This window comes from Pseudomonas sp. NBRC 111138, assembly GCF_001320835.1.
GTDB lineage: Bacteria > Pseudomonadota > Gammaproteobacteria > Pseudomonadales > Pseudomonadaceae > Aquipseudomonas > Aquipseudomonas paracarnis.
Window position 1 is genome coordinate 1 of the sequence record NZ_BCBO01000130.1, and the last position, 18,093, is coordinate 18,093.

General features: G+C 59.7%; 17 protein-coding genes and 1 pseudogene. 11 read left to right on the plus strand and 7 right to left on the minus strand.

Features of this window, described 5'->3' with window-relative positions; all coding sequences use genetic code 11:
• Window positions 1-61 precede the first annotated feature (61 nt).
• Together APH41_RS22385 and APH41_RS22390 are read right to left on the minus strand one after the other, a co-directional pair.
• Window positions 62-1,087 (minus strand): alpha/beta fold hydrolase, encoded by a 1,026-nt coding sequence (locus APH41_RS22385; RefSeq protein ID WP_054921581.1) that lies wholly within the window; start codon window positions 1,085-1,087, stop codon window positions 62-64.
• A gap of 94 nt (window positions 1,088-1,181) precedes the next feature.
• A complete protein-coding gene (locus APH41_RS22390; RefSeq protein WP_032896079.1) occupies window positions 1,182-2,012 on the minus strand; it encodes an alpha/beta fold hydrolase in 831 nt (276 codons plus the stop codon).
• Window positions 2,013-2,189: 177 nt separating this feature from the next.
• Between APH41_RS22390 and APH41_RS22395 the strand changes: the two genes are divergently transcribed.
• Window positions 2,190-2,648: a MerR family transcriptional regulator gene (locus APH41_RS22395; protein WP_034126375.1), complete on the plus strand. Its 459-nt coding sequence runs from the start codon at window positions 2,190-2,192 to the stop codon at window positions 2,646-2,648.
• Window positions 2,649-2,662: 14 nt separating this feature from the next.
• On the opposite strand, the gene APH41_RS22400 is transcribed toward APH41_RS22395, so the two are convergent.
• The 3 genes from APH41_RS22400 to APH41_RS22410 form a co-directional block, all read right to left on the minus strand.
• Window positions 2,663-3,589 carry an acetoacetate decarboxylase family protein gene (locus APH41_RS22400; RefSeq protein ID WP_034126376.1) on the minus strand — a complete coding sequence of 309 codons (927 nt, stop codon included), beginning with the start codon at window positions 3,587-3,589 and terminating at the stop codon, window positions 2,663-2,665.
• Window positions 3,590-3,695: 106 nt separating this feature from the next.
• Complete coding sequence (locus APH41_RS22405; protein WP_034126180.1) at window positions 3,696-4,436, minus strand: type 1 glutamine amidotransferase domain-containing protein; 741 nt, start codon at window positions 4,434-4,436, stop codon at window positions 3,696-3,698.
• 189 nt (window positions 4,437-4,625) lie between these two features.
• Entirely contained in the window at window positions 4,626-4,961 is a 336-nt protein-coding gene (locus tag APH41_RS22410; RefSeq protein ID WP_032902107.1) for a DUF6124 family protein, read from the minus strand.
• Window positions 4,962-5,588: 627 nt separating this feature from the next.
• Between APH41_RS22410 and APH41_RS22415 the strand changes: the two genes are divergently transcribed.
• The 4 genes and pseudogenes from APH41_RS22415 to APH41_RS22430 all read left to right on the plus strand — a co-directional run.
• Window positions 5,589-5,891 (plus strand): type II toxin-antitoxin system RelE/ParE family toxin, encoded by a 303-nt coding sequence (locus APH41_RS22415; RefSeq protein WP_054896297.1) that lies wholly within the window; start codon window positions 5,589-5,591, stop codon window positions 5,889-5,891.
• Window position 5,892: 1 nt separating this feature from the next.
• Window positions 5,893-6,267 (plus strand): addiction module antidote protein, encoded by a 375-nt coding sequence (locus APH41_RS22420; protein WP_054896296.1) that lies wholly within the window; start codon window positions 5,893-5,895, stop codon window positions 6,265-6,267.
• Between the two features lie 318 nt (window positions 6,268-6,585).
• Window positions 6,586-7,221, plus strand: coding sequence for a lytic polysaccharide monooxygenase auxiliary activity family 9 protein (locus APH41_RS22425; RefSeq protein ID WP_054921583.1), 636 nt, complete (start codon window positions 6,586-6,588; stop codon window positions 7,219-7,221).
• A 40-nt stretch (window positions 7,222-7,261) separates the two neighbouring features.
• A pseudogene (locus APH41_RS22430) lies at window positions 7,262-8,263 on the plus strand (chitinase); the annotation flags it as partial.
• 197 nt (window positions 8,264-8,460) lie between these two features.
• On the opposite strand, the gene gudD reads toward APH41_RS22430, so the two are convergent.
• Window positions 8,461-9,786, minus strand: coding sequence for a glucarate dehydratase (gene gudD, locus APH41_RS22435; protein WP_054921587.1), 1,326 nt, complete (start codon window positions 9,784-9,786; stop codon window positions 8,461-8,463).
• A 19-nt stretch (window positions 9,787-9,805) separates the two neighbouring features.
• Entirely contained in the window at window positions 9,806-11,155 is a 1,350-nt protein-coding gene (locus APH41_RS22440) for an MFS transporter (RefSeq protein WP_054921658.1), read from the minus strand.
• A gap of 335 nt (window positions 11,156-11,490) precedes the next feature.
• On the opposite strand from APH41_RS22440, the gene APH41_RS22445 reads away from it, so the two are divergent.
• From APH41_RS22445 to APH41_RS22470, 6 genes are all read left to right on the plus strand, one after another.
• Entirely contained in the window at window positions 11,491-12,204 is a 714-nt protein-coding gene (locus APH41_RS22445; RefSeq protein ID WP_034126185.1) for a FadR/GntR family transcriptional regulator, read from the plus strand.
• A 10-nt stretch (window positions 12,205-12,214) separates the two neighbouring features.
• On the plus strand, window positions 12,215-12,910 hold the full coding sequence (locus tag APH41_RS22450; RefSeq protein WP_054921589.1) for a tRNA (adenine(22)-N(1))-methyltransferase TrmK: 696 nt from the start codon (window positions 12,215-12,217) through the stop codon (window positions 12,908-12,910).
• 217 nt (window positions 12,911-13,127) lie between these two features.
• On the plus strand, window positions 13,128-13,754 hold the full coding sequence (locus APH41_RS22455; RefSeq protein ID WP_054921592.1) for a glutathione S-transferase family protein: 627 nt from the start codon (window positions 13,128-13,130) through the stop codon (window positions 13,752-13,754).
• Window positions 13,755-13,957: 203 nt separating this feature from the next.
• Entirely contained in the window at window positions 13,958-15,688 is a 1,731-nt protein-coding gene (locus APH41_RS22460) for an OPT family oligopeptide transporter (RefSeq protein ID WP_054921594.1), read from the plus strand.
• Window positions 15,689-15,798: 110 nt separating this feature from the next.
• Window positions 15,799-16,539, plus strand: a complete 741-nt coding sequence (locus APH41_RS22465; protein WP_054921596.1) for a BPL-N domain-containing protein — start codon at window positions 15,799-15,801, stop codon at window positions 16,537-16,539.
• Between the two features lie 138 nt (window positions 16,540-16,677).
• Window positions 16,678-18,084: an amino acid permease gene (locus APH41_RS22470; protein ID WP_054921598.1), complete on the plus strand. Its 1,407-nt coding sequence runs from the start codon at window positions 16,678-16,680 to the stop codon at window positions 18,082-18,084.
• Window positions 18,085-18,093: the final 9 nt, after the last annotated feature.

Consider the following 18,093-nt stretch of genomic DNA (forward strand, 5'->3'; position numbering starts at 1 on the left):
GGCCCCAAAAAAGCTGGGAGCGCTGCGCACTCCAGCGGGAGCAAGCTCCCTCGCCACGGGCTCAGCGCGCCAGGAACTGGGTGATCAGCGTGGTTATCTGCTGCTGGATCACGGGCCGTGGCCGCGCGCCTTCGCCGTCCTGGCAAATGATGCTGTCACCGGGCACATCAGCGTCAAGCACCGCTGCCGCGCCCGGTTTGCACTGAGACATAAAACTGAAGTGGTTGGCGTCCTGGATCTCCACGTACTGAGTCGACATTTTTGGCAGCCGCTTGGCCATGTCAGCCGATTCCATTTGCGCCGGCAAATCCGCTGACGGCACACCGGCAGCGATTACCAACGCCGGCACCGGCAATGCCGCTAGGCTCGCATCGGTAAAGCCGCGCGACAGGCCCAAGTCCAGAGACACCACAGCGGTCACGCGCTTGTCACGCAAGTCCGCGGCCACTTGAGCCTTCCCGCTCGGCGTACCTTCAGGGTTCATCTCACGGTAGGCCTTGCACGCCACCAATGTCGGATGGGTCTCGCAGTCCCGGGCAAACAACGCCGGGTCAAAACGCGCCCCCGCGCTCTCCATGACCGTCCAGCCACCCAGGGAATGGCCTATCACCGCGATCCGCCCGCTATCCACCGCACCGAATGGCTCGGGCTGCGCCAACAGCGCATCGATGGCCCGGCTTAAATCCCTGGGCCGTTGCCACAACTGCGCAGCGGCTTGCGCGCTGCGATCCTGGCTGGTGGTGCCAGGGTGATTCACTGCCGCCACGATATACCCCTGCCGGGCCAGCGCACTGGCCAACCACGCCTGCTTGCCCCAATTGCCACCGTAGCCGTGGGAGAGCACCACCACCGGATGTTTACCGGGCGTCGGTGCGGCATCAGGCACCGCAAGCACACCGATGAACACCAGGTTGTCAGCGATCAGCTTGGGTTGGGCGGTGCTGGTGGAGGGGTACCACACGGCCATTTCCAGTGGGCGAATGTTGTGAGTGTCAGGGATGGTGGTGGTTTGGAAACCGATGGGGTCGTTGGCGAGTGCAGGCCCAGTCAGGCTGATCAGGAGCAGGGCGGCGAGGGGGGCTTTCATTGTTTTTATCGTCCTTGAAATGAAGGACGCAGCATGACCTGAAACGAGCGGTTCAGGTAGAGGGGAGGCGGTCACCCGCCCCCCCAATAATCAATCAGCTCCTTATAAACGCCAGCAAATCCGCATTAATCGTATCGGCATGGGTAGTAGGCATGCCATGCGGGAAGCCCGGGTAGATTTTCAGCGTGCTGTTTTTCAACAATTTGGCGGACAGCACCCCGGCATTTTCATGGGGGACGATCTGATCATCGTCGCCATGCATGACCAATACGGGAATCTGGATGCTCTTCAGGTCTTCGGTGAAATCGGTCTGGGAAAACGCCACGATCCCGTCATAGTGCGCCTTGGCACAGCCCATCATGCCTTGCCGCCACCAGTTCAGGATGATGCCCTCGGACGGCTTGGCGCCTGGGCGGTTATAGCCGTAGAAAGGTCCGGCGGGAACGTCCTGATAGAACTGTGCGCGGTTGGCTTTCAGTTGCGCCTGCAAGTCGTCGAACACTGACTTGGGCAGGCCACCAGGATTGCTCGGGGTCTGGACCATCAAAGGAGGGACGGCACTAATGATGGCGGCCTTCGAGACGCGCTCTTCACCGTGGCGGGCGATGTAATGAACCACTTCACCGCCGCCGGTGGAGTGACCGACATGCACCGCAGTTTGTATACCCAGGTGCTCGACCACCGCCGCAACGTCGTCGGCATAGTGGTCCATATCGTGCCCGTCCCAGACCTGGCTGGAACGCCCGTGGCCACGCCGGTCGTGGGCAACGACCCGGTAACCTTCGCCCAGGAAAAACAGCATTTGCGCGTCCCAATCATCTGCGCTCAGTGGCCAGCCATGATGGAAGAAAATGACCTGGGCATCGCGTGGGCCCCAGTCCTTGTAGAAAATTTCAACACCGTCTCGCGTGGTGACGTAGCCCATGTTCGCCTCTCCCAAATGAAATGATGGCCTGATCGAATCGCGATCATGGCGCTGGATTGACCCACTGCGGCCCATGCGTGTCTGGCAAGCGCGCCGCCTACCAATTGCCGCCTTGGCCGCCCAATGACTTTAGGTTTAAAGTCAACTTTAAGGTCAATGGTTTTTTGTGGGTGGTACATGAGAATAGGCGAGTTGGCAAAAATCAGCGGGTTGGCGGCCTCACGCATCCGCTTCTACGAGGCGAGCGGTCTGATCCAATCGGTTGAGCGTAAATCCAACGGCTATCGGGACTATACGCCCGGCACCGAGGCGGTGTTGGAGATCATCAAGGGTGCCCAGGCAGCCGGTTTCTCTCTGGAAGAAATCCGGCAGTTAATGCCCCGCAGTGCCGGTGGTTGGCAGCATGACGAGCTGCTCAGCGGGCTCAAGCACAAGGTCGAGGAAATCGAGGTTCTGCAACAACGGCTGGCCCAGAACAAGGCGCAGTTGCTGAACGTCATCAAGGGCATCGAAGGCAAGCCCGAGGGCATGGCCTGTGCCGAGAATGCGCAGATGCTGATAAACCGTCTGCGCGAGGAAGGGGGCGCTCCAGCCTCATCCACAAAAAAAAGCGCCCGCCGGGCCCCGAGGGCCTGACCGGCGCACGAGGTTCAGCGTTCGCCAATCAGGTTGACGAGCGGCTCTGGCGCATAGAGTGCGCTCTGGAACTCGGGTACGTATTCGTACTTCACCATTTTCCCCAGCTTGAGGTCGCGCAGGTAATCGGACAGGCTGCCATCGCCTAGCGTGAGGGTGGCTGAGTCTGCGTCACGGCTGGAGCCATGGCTGAGCTGGCGGGAAACCGCATACCCATAGGCCAGTTGGCCGTGGTGATCGAGATTGGTGAAACTGCTGGTGACCAGGTCCATATCACGGGACAGCTTCTCAAGCTTTTTAGCCTTGAACGACACGTCCAGTTTGCCGGTCTTGCTATCGGTAATGTCATACACCACCGAGTGCCCATCCTCTTTGCGATCAATGCCGGTCAGCCATTTCGGCAGGTTGTAACCGACCACCCCGCGCACCCGCGCCAGCTCGGTATTCACCGGCAGCTTGAGCACATAGCCCCAAAAGTCCTGCGACATCGACTGGCCCACCAGCGTAAAGGGGCCCAGGTTGGCTTTGCCAGGTTTGTTCGTGATGATCGACACGGCGACTTCGTTATAGGCGTCGTTATCGCAATGCTCATAGGTGTACGCAGTAAACGCGATCAGCCCGCGACCCGGCCAGACTTGCAAGGGCTGCACGGCGGCCAGTACCTGCGGTGGCATCAACGCCCGAAGCTTATCGATGTCGGCTGTATAGACTGCTGTTACCCGACTGTTCTGGTAGTAAAAATTGGGCGAGTAGGATTCAAAACCGATGTCGACCTTGTGCTTTTGCAACCCTTTGAACCAGCTTAAATCAACCCCGGGTAATTCTGCTGCAACCACCGACAACGGCGGGTTGGAGCGAAAGCGGTCGTACAAGCCACCCTTGACGACGGGCACCTGCTGGCCGGCGATATCGATGTGGGTTGTGTCGTTGGGGCTGGGCATCTCGGGCGTTCCGGCCAACGCAAGGTTGGCAAAAGGGGTGAGCAGCAATCCGGTTAAAATGGCGCTTGGAATGTTCAATCGGTTTTCTCCAGAGAGGGGCTAGGCGCTATCGTTCGTGGGACAGCTCGGTTATTACGGCGAGTGCGACGGCCTTGGGCGATTGCGGGTTCTGGCCCGTGATCAGGCGGCCATCGGTGATGACAAATGAGGTGAACGGCACCCAGCCCTTGCGGTAACGCGCCCCTTGGCTCAGCAGCCGGTCTTCAAGCAAGAACGGCACCTCACGCTTCATGCCCGATAGCAGTTCTTCGCGATTGGAGAAGCCGGTGATGTTTTTGCCCTTGATGATCGCGTTGCCCTGTTCATCCTTCAGATCCAGCAGGCCCGCCACACCGTGGCACACGGCCGAGACGATGCCGCCCTGGTTGTAAATGGTTTGGGCGACACGTTGCAGGTCGAGGTTGCCAGGGAAGTCCCACATGACACCGTGGCCGCCGGTGAAGTAGATCGCGCGAAATTGCGACGGATCGACATTGGCGATGGGCAGCGTGTTTTGCAGCCGGGCGCGAAAGGCCGGGGACTGCAACTGTTCACGCGCCGCCTTATCCATGTACAGCCAACCGAGGCTGCGCTCGTCCAGAGGCACAGCACCTCCTTTGGGGCTGGCAAATACCGTCGTGTAGCCAGCCGCTTCCACGACCTCGGTGAAATGCGTCAGCTCTGTCAGCCACAGGCCCGTGGTATCGGGTCTTGAGGGGTAGCTGGCGTGGTTGGTCATGATCACCAGGATCTGGCGATTGTTTGCAGCGGCCGTGGAAGGGCCGGGTTCAGCCTGTGCAAATGTCATAAGCGCGCCACCTATCGCTACCAACGCAAAAGAAATAAGGGTTTTGAGCATGATCCAGGGTCCAGTAATCCTGTCGGTTGGTGCATGCTCACCTTAAACCTCGCTTTAAGGTCAACCCCTGCTTTGGCAAAAAAAAACCGAGTCGTCTTGGGGCGCGACGGCTCGGCTTTTTTTGGGCGTGTTGAACGTTTAGCCAGCTGCTACAGCCGCCTCGCGCTCCATCAACTTATCGACCAACAACATTCCCAGCTCACTTAACTGATGAATCGCCAACGCGACGTCGCGCTGTTTACCGGTCAGTTCATCCGACAGGTCGAGCAGCAGGGCGGTTACTGAGGAAAAGGTTTCATAGCTATTGGCGACGAGCATTTCATTGCTGGCATCGTCGGCAACGCTGAACAGCGGTGTCGAGGGTGGAGGAGAGGGTTCGGCGTTGGGGTTGAGGGCGTGATCGATCGCACGACGGGCTGCCTGATCAAGCTTCAGGTTTGGATCGTTTGGAGGGTTTGGGGTGACTTTGTACATATGCGTAATTCCTGAATGGGGCCGACACCGTTTCGCTACTAAACGAAAGGGTGGCAGCTGTACGCAGGTTAGTAGACCGGGGAATTACACAAAGCCGGCGCGCCCGAAGGCGCCCTACGCACAGCCACCATCAGGCACAGACAGGAACGTCTGATAGATGAAGCTCATGCACTAAATGTAATTGACCCTCGGGCTACTAAACCCGATCACTGAGTTGTCAGCGACCGAGCCACCTTAGAGACGCCCATCCAAGCGCACAAGCCGGCGGATTCTGACGCAACTGTAGGCAATGGAGCAAGGTGGTGCAGCTTGCTGTAGGACGGGTCTACATCAACGCCGGCCCACTCACTCACTCCCTGTAGGAGCGAGCTTGCTCGCGAAAAACCATAGGCGCCGCGTTCATTCTGGATGAACACATTATCTTTACGTTCTTCGCGAGCAAGCTCGCTCCTACAGAGAGGATGCCTCAGTCGCGACGCAACGTTTCGGTCTTGAGGACACAAGCGCTAATAGTATTGCTCGGCTGCCTGCGCGGCGGCTGGACTAGGATTTTTTCTGGCGGTGCACACCGACATTAAAAATTCACTGGCATCTACAAGGAGTAGCCAGTAGGCTACATTTGAATCTGTGACCAATACGATCGGCAGGACGCCCGAGTTCGATACATGGCTCGACGGTATGAAGGATGTGTGGGGTAAGACGGCTGTACTGATCCGCCTGGATCGAGCCGAAGAAAACAATTTTGGCGATTGCCAGCCTGTAGGCGATGGCATGAGTGAAATGCGTGTGTTTGTCGGGCCCGGCTACAGGATTTACTTTGTGCGCACGGGCATCACCGCTTACCTGATGCTGTGGGGAGGCGATAAAACCGACCAGAAACGAGGAATCAAGCGGGCAAAAGAGATTCTCGATGCCCTGAGAGGTCAATGACATGAGTAAGTCGACATTCAAACCAGAGGACATGCCGATCCTCGAGCTGGATACATCAGGCACCAGCGCCTATGAGGCTTCACGTTTCCTTGATAGCCCGCAAACCATCAGTGCCTATCTTGCGCAAAGCATGGCGTGCCATGACCCGCAAGTCCTTATGAAGGCGCTGGCCGAGGTTGCCAAGGCCCAGGGAGTGAACAAGGTTGCCGAAGCGGCGGGGGTGAATCGGGAGAGTCTGTATAAAACCCTGAAAGGCGGCTCAAAGACGCGTTATGAGACGGTCCAGAAGCTGATGCTGGCATTGGGGGTGGAACTGACGGTGCGACCGATTACCGCGACTACCGCTAAAAAAACGGCTGTCATCGGCAAAACCTGATGGACCAAACAGAGGACGGTTTTGATGAAAATAGATACGTCCCTTTTTTTCGACAGAGCGCCCATCCCTTACGAAGGGGATAAAGCCATTTACGAGAGAAGCGTGTTGATATGCGCCTGGTCTTGTAGGAAATCGACCTCTAGTAGCGTAAGGCTTCCTCTATAATACTGGTTGTATATCCAGTATTTGCGGGTCTGCGCGCTCACGAAACGAAAATGAGTGAAAAATGGGCCTGTGGCAAAAAAAAGCAACTCCGTTAGGTTGAGGTCCTCTCCTTCAAGAAAGGAGAGTTCTTAATCAAGTGAATGGAGTCACAAAATGAACAAACCACAAACCCAGACACCTCTTCGCCATGGTCGTGTCACATCCCCTTCCAGCCGTGGCGCAGTCGCCGTGGATCTTGGCCTGCTGGAGACCTGGCAGGTCAACGAAATGGAAGGCGGCAAGAACTTCCCGGCACTGACGGCCGGTCCGTTCCCGGCGCCTTATCAAACCGACAGTGACAGCGTCACCCCGCCAGCCGACGGCTTTATTCTCAGCGGTGGCAAGACCGATGCCCGTGACTGCATCAACTTCACCCACGAGGAAATGGCCAAGAAACTCGGCCGTGCTTTCACTTGGCCGTTGCTCAATGTCGAGCCGGGCCAGACCTTCAAGGTCACCTGGGCATATACCGCGCCGCACACCACCCGTGGCTATCGCTGGCTGATCACCAAGGATGGTTGGGACCCGAAACAGCGCATCACCCGCGCACAACTGGAAACCCAGCCGTTCGCTGAAGACTTCTATGCCCAGGTGCCGTACTACAGCCATGCAGGCGAACTGAAGGCCAAGGTCAATCATGAAGTGAAACTGCCGGCCAACAAGAAGGGCCAGCATGTGATCGTATTGATGTGGATCGTCGCCAACACCGGCAACGCCTTCTATCAAGCCTTCGATGTGGACTTCAAATAAGCCCGCGCCGTTAAACCCACACGTTCTGAAGGATTAGAACATGTCAAAGATTGACTTTACCTCACTGCAATCGCCGCTCAACGATGCCGCTTCGCTGATGCCGAGCATTGCCGGCAAAAAGATCCTCATGGGCTTCTGGCACAACTGGCCTGCCGGCCCGAGCGATGGCTACCAGCGTGGCCAGTTCGCCAATATCAGCCTGGTGGATGTCCCAAAGGATTACAACGTGGTGGCCGTGGCCTTCATGAAGGGCAACGGTATCCCAACCTTCAAACCGTACAACCTGTCCGATGCCGAGTTTCGTCGCCAGGTGGGCGTGCTGAACAGCCAGGGCAGGGCGGTGCTGATTTCCCTTGGCGGCGCCGATGCACACATCGAACTGCATAAAGGCAACGAACAGCCACTGGCCAGCGAAATTATCCGCCTGGTGGAAACCTATGGCTTTGATGGCCTGGATATCGATCTTGAACAGAGCGCGATTGATTTCGCCGACAACAAGACTGTCCTGCCCGCCGCGTTGAAGCTGGTCAAGGACCACTACGCGGCTCAAGGCAAACACTTCATCATCAGCATGGCGCCGGAGTTTCCGTACCTCACCACCGCCGGCAAATACGTCGGTTACATCCAGGCGCTGGAAGGCTATTACGACTTCATCGCCCCGCAGTATTACAACCAGGGGGGCGACGGCATCTGGGTGCAGGAGGTCAACAATGGCAACGGCGCCTGGATTGCCCAGAACAACGACGCGATGAAGGAGGATTTCCTGTTTTACCTCACCGAAAGTCTGGTGAGCGGAACGCGCGGGTTTACCAAGATCCCGGCAGACAAGTTCGTCATTGGCCTGCCCGCCAACGTCGATGCGGCTGCCACCGGTTATGTAGTCAACCCGACAGCCGTGACCAATACATTCAAGCGTTTGCACGACAAAGGATTGTCGATCAAGGGCCTGATGACCTGGTCGGTGAATTGGGACAACGGGATCAACAAAGACCATGTGCCCTACAACTGGGAGTTCAGCCGCCGTTATGGGCCGATGATCAATGGCACTGATCTCGCTGGCCTGGAGCAGGAAGAGGCGGATCTGGAGATCGCCAATCGGCAGTAGCGCAAAAGGGGCCTCTGGCAGACGTGCCAGAGGTCAAACAGCTAAGCTTCTGATCTGACTAAAATCCGATGCCTGTTTGGGCATCGGATTTTTTGCGTCACGCTCAAATTGCGCTGAGCATTCCTAAAGCCGATTTACCGCACCAGACAAGGCCGCTTGTTATCAAAGCCCCAACCTGGGATCAGAAACTGCATCGCCACACTGTCATCCCGGGCTCCAAGGCCCATGCCTTTGTACAGTTCATGAGCCTTGGCCACCGCGTCCATATCGATATCCACACCCAGGCCAGGCTTGGCCGGCACCTTCACATAGCCCCCTTCAATCTTCAACGGCTCCCGCGTCAGGCGCTGGCCGTCCTGCCAGATCCAGTGGGTGTCGATGGCGGTGATCTCGCCCGGTGCGGCCGCCGCCACCTGGGTGAACATTGCCAGGGAAATATCAAAGTGGTTGTTGGAATGCGAGCCCCAGGTCAGGCCCCACTCGTTGCACATTTGCGCGACGCGCACCGAGCCCTGCATGGTCCAGAAGTGCGGGTCGGCGAGGGGAATGTCCACCGATTGCAACTGGATGGCGTGGCCCATTTCGCGCCAGTCGGTGGCGATCATGTTGGTGGCGGTTTTAAGGCCCGTGGCGCGGCGGAATTCGGCCATGACTTCGCGGCCAGAGTAGCCGTTTTCTGCGCCGCAAGGGTCTTCGGCGTAGGCCAGCACATGATGCTGGTCGCGACATAGGCGGATGGCTTCTTTCAACGACCATGCGCCGTTGGGATCAAGGGTGATGCGCGCATCGGGAAACTTTTCGGCCAGCGCAGTGACGGCTTCGATTTCTGCGTCGCCACTCAATACGCCGCCCTTGAGCTTGAAATCGTTGAACCCGTATCTGGCCTTGGCCGCTTCGGCCAGGCGCACTACCGCGTCGGCGGTCAGGGCTGTTTCATGGCGCAGGCGGAACCAGTCGTCATCGGCGTTGGCCTCGTTGCGGTAGGCCAGGTCGGTGGCGTTGCGATCCCCCACATAGAACAGGTAGCCGAGCATCTTCACCGCATCGCGTTGCTGGCCTTCGCCAAGCAAGGCGGCCACCGGCACTTCGAGAAACTGGCCCAGCAGGTCGAGCAGCGCGGCCTCCATGGCGGTGACGGCGTGGATGGTGATGCGCAGGTCGAAGGTTTGCAGGCCGCGACCCGCGCTGTCTCGGGACGCAAAGGTGCTGCGCATCTGGTTGAGGACGCGCTGGTACTGGCCAATCGGCTGGCCGATCACCAGGCCGCGTGCATCTTCAAGGGTTTGGCGTATGCGCTCGCCGCCGGGTACTTCGCCCACGCCGGTGTTGCCGCAGCTGTCCTTGAGAATGACGATATTGCGCGTGAAGTAGGGGCCGTGGGCGCCGCTGAGGTTCAGCAACATGCTGTCGTGGCCGGCGACGGGGATGACTTGGAAATGAGTAACGACAGGGGTATTCATGGCGCGTTCCTGGCTGAGTTCAAAGAGGTTTGCTGATGGCGGCGCCGCTGGGCACGGCCGGTACGGCAGAGGGTGAGGTCTTGGCAAAGAACACCAGGATGGCCGCGAGCACCGAGGTGCAGGCCAGGCCATACAGCCCGCCCTGAATCGAGCCGGTGGTTTGTTCCAGAAAGCCGAAGGTAGTCGGTGCCACAAAGCCGCCCAGATTGCCGATGGAGTTGATCAGCGCGATCACCGCGGCAGCGATGCGCACATCCAGATAGCCCTGGGGGATCGGCCAGAACAGCGACGACGCAGACTTGAACCCGATGGCCGCAAAACAGATCGCCACGAAAGCGAAGATCGGCCCGCCGGTGGTGGACATGAACATGCCGGCCGCCGCTATCAGCAGGGCCGCCGCGACCCAGGCCTGCTGGAACTTGAACTTGCCCGACAGCGACGCAAAGGCGTACATGGCAATGATCGAGATCAGCCAGGGGATCGAGTTGAAGAAACCGACCTGCACATCACTCAAGTCACCCATCTTCTTGATGATGCTCGGCAGCCAGAAGGTGGCGGCGTAGATCGTCAGTTGAATGCAGAAGTACAGAGCGCAGAACAGCAGGATCTGGCGGTCTTTGAGTAGCTTGCCGAGGGTGGGTTTCACCGTGGTCAGGGCTTCGCGATCACGCTGTTCCTGATCGATAGCGCCCACCAGCGCATCCTGCTCTTCGCGGCTCAGCCACTTGGCGTCATGGGGTTTGGAGTCGAGCCAGAACCACACGAAGAAGCCCAGCGCCACCGAGGCCAGGCCTTCGATGCCGAACATCCATTGCCAGCCATGCAAACCAAAGCCTTCGATCTGCAACAACGCACCCGACAACGGCCCGGAGATCAACGACGCCACCGCCGAGCCACTGAGAAAGATCGCGATGGCCTTGCCACGCTCCACACCGGGCAACCAGCGGGTGAAGTAATAGATCACGCCGGGGAAGAATCCTGCTTCCGCCACACCCAGCAGGAAACGCAGGATGTAGAAGTGGGTTTCGTTCTGGATAAACGCCATCAGCGTGGCGACGATGCCCCAGGTGAACATGATGCGGGTCAGCCAGATGCGGGCGCCGACTTTTTGCAGCAGCATATTGGAGGGCACTTCGAACAGTGCATAGCCAATGAAGAACAGCCCGGCGCCGAAGCCGTAGGCCGCTGCGCCGATTCCCAGGTCATGCTCCATGTGCGTGCGCACGAAGCCGATATTGACCCGGTCGATGTAGTTGAGGATGAACATGACCACGAACAGTGGGAGCACATGGCCCTTCACTTTGCTCACGGCGCGGGCGAGCGCTGAATCACTTTCGGGTACGGCAGATGCTGGGCTTGAATGCTTCACGAATGAAAACTCCCCCTGATTATTTTTATGCGGGTTTGGTGTTTTGTTGACAGACATCATACAAGTTGTTTTTTAAAGGCCGCAATCCTGTCAGGGCTGTTTTTGTTCTTATAAGCCGGTATTGAGGTTGGCTATTTTGGTTATTTGCCAGATTTTATTGGGTTTTGCCCCGCTAGTGACGGCTCGGGGTGTGCGCTTCTCTCGAAGCGAAGACAGGGTCGGGTGAGGTGGGATGAGTATGTTGTCATACAAGTTGGGTGTTTTTCGCCGCCACCCGTCGCCCCGTGCGTTCAGGGTGATAAGCTCCCCCAGCCCAACCCCGTGGACCCGTCTCGATGCCGATTAAAAGCACACCGCCTGTGCGCAAACGTTCCGCCAACCTGGCCCAAGGTGTGGTCGAGGCACTGACCCAGCGCATCCAGTTGGGGCAACTCAAGCCGGGTGAAAAACTGCCGTCCGAATCCACCATCGTGCTTGAGCATGGGGTGAGCCGTACCGTGGTGCGTGAAGCCTTGTCCAAGCTGCAGGCGTCGGGGCTGGTGGAGACGCGTCACGGCATCGGCACCTTTGTGCTGGAGCAGCACACGCAGCCGGGCCTGCGCCTGCATGTGGACACGGTCGCCAGCGTGCGCAACATGCTCGAATTGCGCCTGGGCCTGGAAGTGCAAGCGGTGGCCCTGGCCGCGCTGCGCAGAAGTGACGCGCAATTGGCCCACATGCGCCAGGCACTGGACGACTACCAAGCCTCCCTGGCCAACAACGACAGCTGTGTGGAGGAGGACAAGCGCTTTCACCAACTGATCGCCGAAGCCACCGGCAATACGTTTTTCACCGACATCATGCAGCACCTGGGCACGGCGATGATTCCGCGCACCCAGGTGAATGCCGTCGAGCGCGGCGGCGCGGACTTTGCCCAACTGGGGCAGTTGGCGAACCTGGAACACGAGGCCATCTACAACGCTATCAAGCGCCAGGACCCGGACGCCGCACGGGCGGCCATGGTGCTGCACTTGACTAACAGCCGGGATCGATTTTCCGGGCACTCTTAAGGAATCACCGTTGAACGAACACACCTTGTCCCAGCGCCTGGAGCGCGTTGCCGCGCACATACCGACGGGTGCCCGCCTGGCCGATATCGGCTCCGACCACGCCTACCTGCCGGTGGCGTTGATGCGCCGTGGCGCTATTGCGGCGGCCGTGGCGGGGGAAGTGGCCGCGACACCGTTTCAGGCGGCCAACCGTACCGTGGCCGACAACGGCCTGAGGCAGCACATCACCGTGCGCCTGGCCGATGGTTTGGCGGCGATCCAAGCCGGCGATGACATTACCGCCATCAGCCTGTGCGGCATGGGCGGCGAGACGATCCGCGACATTCTCGAAAGCGGCAAGGCGCACCTCAATGGCCGGGAACGCCTGATCCTGCAACCCAACGGCGGCGAGCAGCCCCTGCGCCTATGGTTGATGGACAACGGCTACCGGATCCTGCACGAGGAGCTGCTGCTGGAAAACCGCTTCTACTACGAAATCATCGTTGCCGAACGCGCCGAGGCGGTCACCTATACCGCCGAGCAACTGTACTTCGGCCCGCTGCAAATGCAGGCCCGCAGCCCGGTGTTTGTGGCGAAATGGCAACGGATGTTGCGCCAGAAGCGCAAGACATTGGCCAGCCTCGAACAGGCGCGGCAGGCGGTGCCCGAGCAGAAAGTGCAGGAGATCGTGCAGCAGGTGAAGTGGATCGATCAGTTGCTCGCCTGACCGCCACCGGTCCAGTGTGGGAGATGTGGAGCCTTAGCGAGGCTTCGAGCGGTGTATCAGGCAACATCCATGTCGTGAATGCCGCAGCCTTCGAAGCCTCGCTAAAGCTGGACATCTCCCACATTCGATCGTGCAGGCCGGTGCTGCCTGGCCACATTCGCGGCACTTCACCGCTACGCTGTAGTCTTCTCCTAAATCCCCCCAAGGTGTTGCCTCGATGATCACTGTTCACCACCTCAACAATTCCCGCTCACAACGTATCCTGTGGGCGCTTGAAGAGTTGGGCCTGCCCTACGACATCAAATGCTACCAGCGCGACGCCAAGACCAACCTGGCGCCGCCTGAACTCAAGGCCATTCACCCCCTGGGCAAATCCCCGGTGATCGAAGACGGCTCGCGTGTGCTGATCGAGTCCGCCGCGATCATCGACTACCTCATCCGCCGCCACGGTAACGGCCAACTGCAACCCGACCCGGCCACCGATGCCTACGACAGCTATGTGCAATGGCTGCATTTTGCTGAAGGCTCGGCCATGCTGCCGCTGATGCTCAACCTCTACGTCGGACGCCTGGGTGACGCAGGTGCACCGCTGCATCCTCGGATTGAGTCGGAGCTGGCCAACTACCTGGGCTACCTGAATGACGTGCTGGGCCAAACGCCGTACCTGGTGGGCGACGCACTCAGCGGCGCGGATATCCAGATGAGCTTTATCGGCGAAGTCGCCCAGGCCCAGGGCAAATTGCAGGCCTACCCGAACTTGGCCGCATGGCTGCAAAAGCTCCAGGCGCGCCCGGCATACCGCAAGGCGGTGGAGCGGGGCGGGGAATACGCGTTCGCCAAATAGCGGGCCCACCGACACCGCCTCCTGTAGGAGCGAGCGTGCTCGCGAAAAACGTAAACGATAACGCGTGTTTCCTGGATGAACGCGGCGCCTTTGGGTTTTTCGCGAGCAAGCTCGCTCCTACAGAACCCGTTTCGGCAGGTGAACCTTCGAGTCTCCCAGCGCTCACTTAAAGGTGGCACTGGCTTTTCTCGAAAGGAATCTGCATGCACTCCACCTCGTCAGTCGCGCCCGTAGAGCGCGAACTGAGCCTGCGGGCAGTTATCACCGGGATCGTGCTGGGCATCCTGCTGACCCCTTCCAATGTCTACGCAGGCTTGAAGATCGGCTGGTCGTTCAATATGTCGATCATCGCCTTGCTGATCGGTTATGGCCTCTGGCAAGGCCTGGCCCGGCGTTCCGCTGAACACCTGCCGTGGACCCTGCACGAGAGCAATATCAACCAGACCGTGGCCTCTGCCGCAGCGTCGATCATTTCCGGCGGGCTGGTCGCGCCCATCCCGGCTTATACCTTGCTCACCGGCAACCAACTGGCAGCGCTGCCGATGATCGCCTGGGTGTTCTCGGTAAGTTTCCTGGGGATCTGGATCGCGTGGTACCTGCGGCCTTCATTGCTCAATGACAAGGCGCTGAAGTTTCCCGAAGGCATGGCCACCCTGGAGACCCTGCTGCACATCTACAACCATGGTCGCGAAGCCGCCACGCGCTTGAAAGTGCTGCTCGGCGCAGCGTTGTTGTCCGGGTTGGTCAAGTGGGTGGATACCTTTATGTGGGCCTTCCCACGCTGGTCGCCGAGCCCCGCGTTGGAGCGCCTGACCTTCACCGCCGACCCCTCTCTCCTGTTGCTGGGGTTCGGCGGCATCATCGGCATCCGCGTGGGCCTGACCCTGCTGCTCGGCGCCTTGCTGGCATGGGGCGGGCTGGGGCCGTGGCTGTTGGCCAACGGCCTGGTGAGCCTGCCCGCCGACAGCAGCGGCCCGCAGTTTGCCGCGCTGGTGGAATGGCTGCTGTGGCCTGGGGTGAGCCTGATGGTGTGTTCCACCCTGGCGTCCCTGGCGATTCGCCTGTGGGCGTTGCATCGCTCAACCCGAGCGGCTGGCGGCACGCCTTGGGCGGTTCCCAAGCCTGGGCCTGCCGTGGGGTTTGCCTTGGCGATTGCGTTGGTGGTGAGCCTGCAAGCGCTGTTGTTCGGTATCAACCTTGGGATGGCGCTGCTGACCATTCCCCTGGCGATCTGCCTGGCCGCCGTGGCGGCGCGGGTGGTGGGGGCGACCGGTATTCCGCCGATTGGCGCCATCGGGCAACTGTCTCAGCTGAGTTTTGGCATCGTTGCGCCGGGCCAGGTGCCGATCAACCTGATGAGCGCCAACACCGCCGGCGGTTCGGCGGGGCAGTGCACAGACCTGATGAATGACTTCAAGGTGGGCAAAGCGATTGGCGCGACGCCGCACAAACAGGTTATCGCCCAGATTCTCGGGATTTTTGTCGGCAGCGTCGTCGGCGTATTCGCGTACCTGGCGTTGATCCCCGACCCGCAAACCATGCTGCTCACCGAACAATGGCCAGCCCCGGCCGTCGCCACTTGGAAAGCCGTGGCCCAAACCCTGACCCACGGGCTGGATTCGTTGTCACCCAGCATCCGCTCGGCCATTGCTGTTGCAAGCCTGTGCGGCGTACTGCTGGGCATACTCGATAGCACGCTGCCCACCCATCGCGCCCGCTATCTGCCAAGTGCGGCAGCCTTGGGACTGGCGTTTGTCTTGCCTGCGTCGGTGTCGCTGATGATGGCCCTTGGCGCGATCATGACCTGGGCCGTGAGCTGTCGCTGGCCAAGTGTGACGCAGCGCTTTGCGATCACAGCAGCGGCGGGGCTGATCGCCGGTGAGAGCATTACTGGCGTGGGCGCGTCGTTATGGCAGATGCTGGGAAGTGGATAAATGGCCCTCGTGGATTTACAACTCTTCACGAATTCAAAAGGCTCATCGTTATAGGCTTGGCGCTGCCACGTCTGGATCAAACCCATTCAACTGACCGTTGAGCCTAGCCCATGAAACTGCCTGCCATCGCTGCCACGTTTCTCGCCGTTGCTACGCTGCATCCTTTACCCGTACACGGCGCAGGCCCCGTCACCCATGTCGCCATCTACCGAGGCCCGGCAGGCTGCCCCGACTGCTCGGAAAACGTGAAAACCGCCCTGCAGCGCCTGGACCCCAATTACCAGATCGACTTCGTCGGTGCCGACGAACCCATCGACATCACCCCGCAAACCCTGGCGCGCTACGATCTATACGTGCAACCCGGCGGTGGCCAGGACATCCCGGCCGCCCTCGACAGCCTGGGCGATGCGCGTGCCGAAGCCATCCGCGATTACGTCGCCAAAGGCGGCCGCTACCTGGGCCTGTGCATGGGCGCCTACCTGGCCGACGACAACAACCTCGGCCTGATCCCCCAGGCGCTTGATACCGAAGCTGGCCGTCCCGGTTTTGAAGTGTCCGGTATTGACGACGCCGCCGTGCGGGTGACGTGGGACGGGCAACCCGACTCTGTGTTCTATCAGGATGGCCCTTACTTCCCCAAAGCCAGCGCCGCGGCGCCCTACAAGGTCATCGCCACCTACCACAATGGTGACGTGGCGGCGGCGCGCTACACCTACGAACATGGCGTGGTGGTGCTGAGCGGGCCGCACCCGGAAGCCGGGCGGGAATGGTTTGAAAATGCCGATATCGAGCTGAGCAAGATGCCGCGTGGCGAGCTGTTCGGGTCGTTGATACGTAGCGCGCAAGAGTAGGGCGCGCCGCCCGTTACTTCAGGATGCCACTATTCCCCATGTCGATATCAGGCACGATGGTGGCGTAACCAGGCTACTTGTGCCTGGCCTCGGGCACTTAAGGTGAAGGTCATTGGCCGCCCGAGAACAACAAAAACAATGACTAGCCTCAACTGCAACGATTCCAACGGTCAGCTTGCGCAGGGCTTCAAGCCGCGCCATGTGACCATGTTGTCCATCGCTGGCATCATCGGCGCGGGGTTGTTTGTCGGCTCCGGACACGCCATCGCCGCCGCCGGGCCAGCGGTGTTGCTGGCTTATCTGTTTTCCGGCCTGTTGGTGGTGCTGGTCATGCGCATGCTGGGGGAAATGGCGGTGGCACGCCCGGACACTGGCTCGTTTTCCACCTACGCCGACCAGGCCATCGGCCCTTGGGCGGGGTTCACCATCGGCTGGTTGTATTGGTGGTTCTGGGTGCTGGTCATTCCCATCGAAGCCTTGGCCGCCGGGCATGTGCTCAATCAGTGGTTCCCTCAGGTTGATGCGTGGCTCTTTGCCTTGGTTTCAATCGTTCTGCTGGTGATCACCAATCTGTTCAGCGTGGCCAAATACGGCGAATTCGAATTCTGGTTCGCCATGGCCAAGGTGATTGCCATCGTCGGCTTTATCGGCCTGGGCTTCAGCGTCCTCATGGGCTGGATCCCGGATCGCGAAGCCAGCGGCTTGAGCCGCTTGATGGAGGAACACGGCGGGTTTGCTCCCAACGGCCTGTCGGCGGTGGTGGGCGCGTTCATTACCATCATGTTCAGCTTCATCGGCACTGAGGCGGTGACCATCGCTGCAGCCGAATCGAGCAACCCGGCGCAGAACATCGCCAAGGCCACCCGTTCGGTGATCTGGCGCATTGGCGTGTTCTACCTGTTGTCGATCTTCGTCGTGATTTCCGTGGTGCCCTGGAACGATCCGCTGTTGGCCTCCGTGGGTTCCTATCAGCGCGCACTGGAAATTATGAACATCCCCAACGCCAAATTCATGGTCGATGTGGTGGTGTTGATCGCGGTAGCCAGTTGCATGAACTCCTCGATCTACATTTCTTCGCGCATGCTGTTTTCCCTGGGCAAACGCGGCGATGCGCCGCCGGCGCTTAAAATCACCTCGAAGGCGGGCGTGCCCAGGGCGGCGGTGATCGCCAGCACCATCATCGGTGCGGGCGTTACGTTGCTGAGCTACTTCATGCCGGCCGGTCTGTTCCAGTTCTTGCTCGCCAGCTCCGGCGCCATCGCGTTGTTGGTGTACCTGGTGATCGCTATCTCGCAACTGCGTATGCGTCGCTTGCTGCTTCGGCAAAATGTCGAGCTGACCTTTCGCATGTGGCTGTTTCCCTGGCTGACTTACCTGGTAATCGTGTTCATCTGCCTGGCCCTGGGGGTGATGATGGTGACGCCGGAACACCGCACCGAAGTGTCCTCGACCATTGGCCTGGCGTTGGTGATTTCCTTCATCGGCCTGGTCACGTCGCGCCAGCACAACCGGGCACCCAAGCCGGTGGCGCTGGAACATTCCTGATCACGCCTG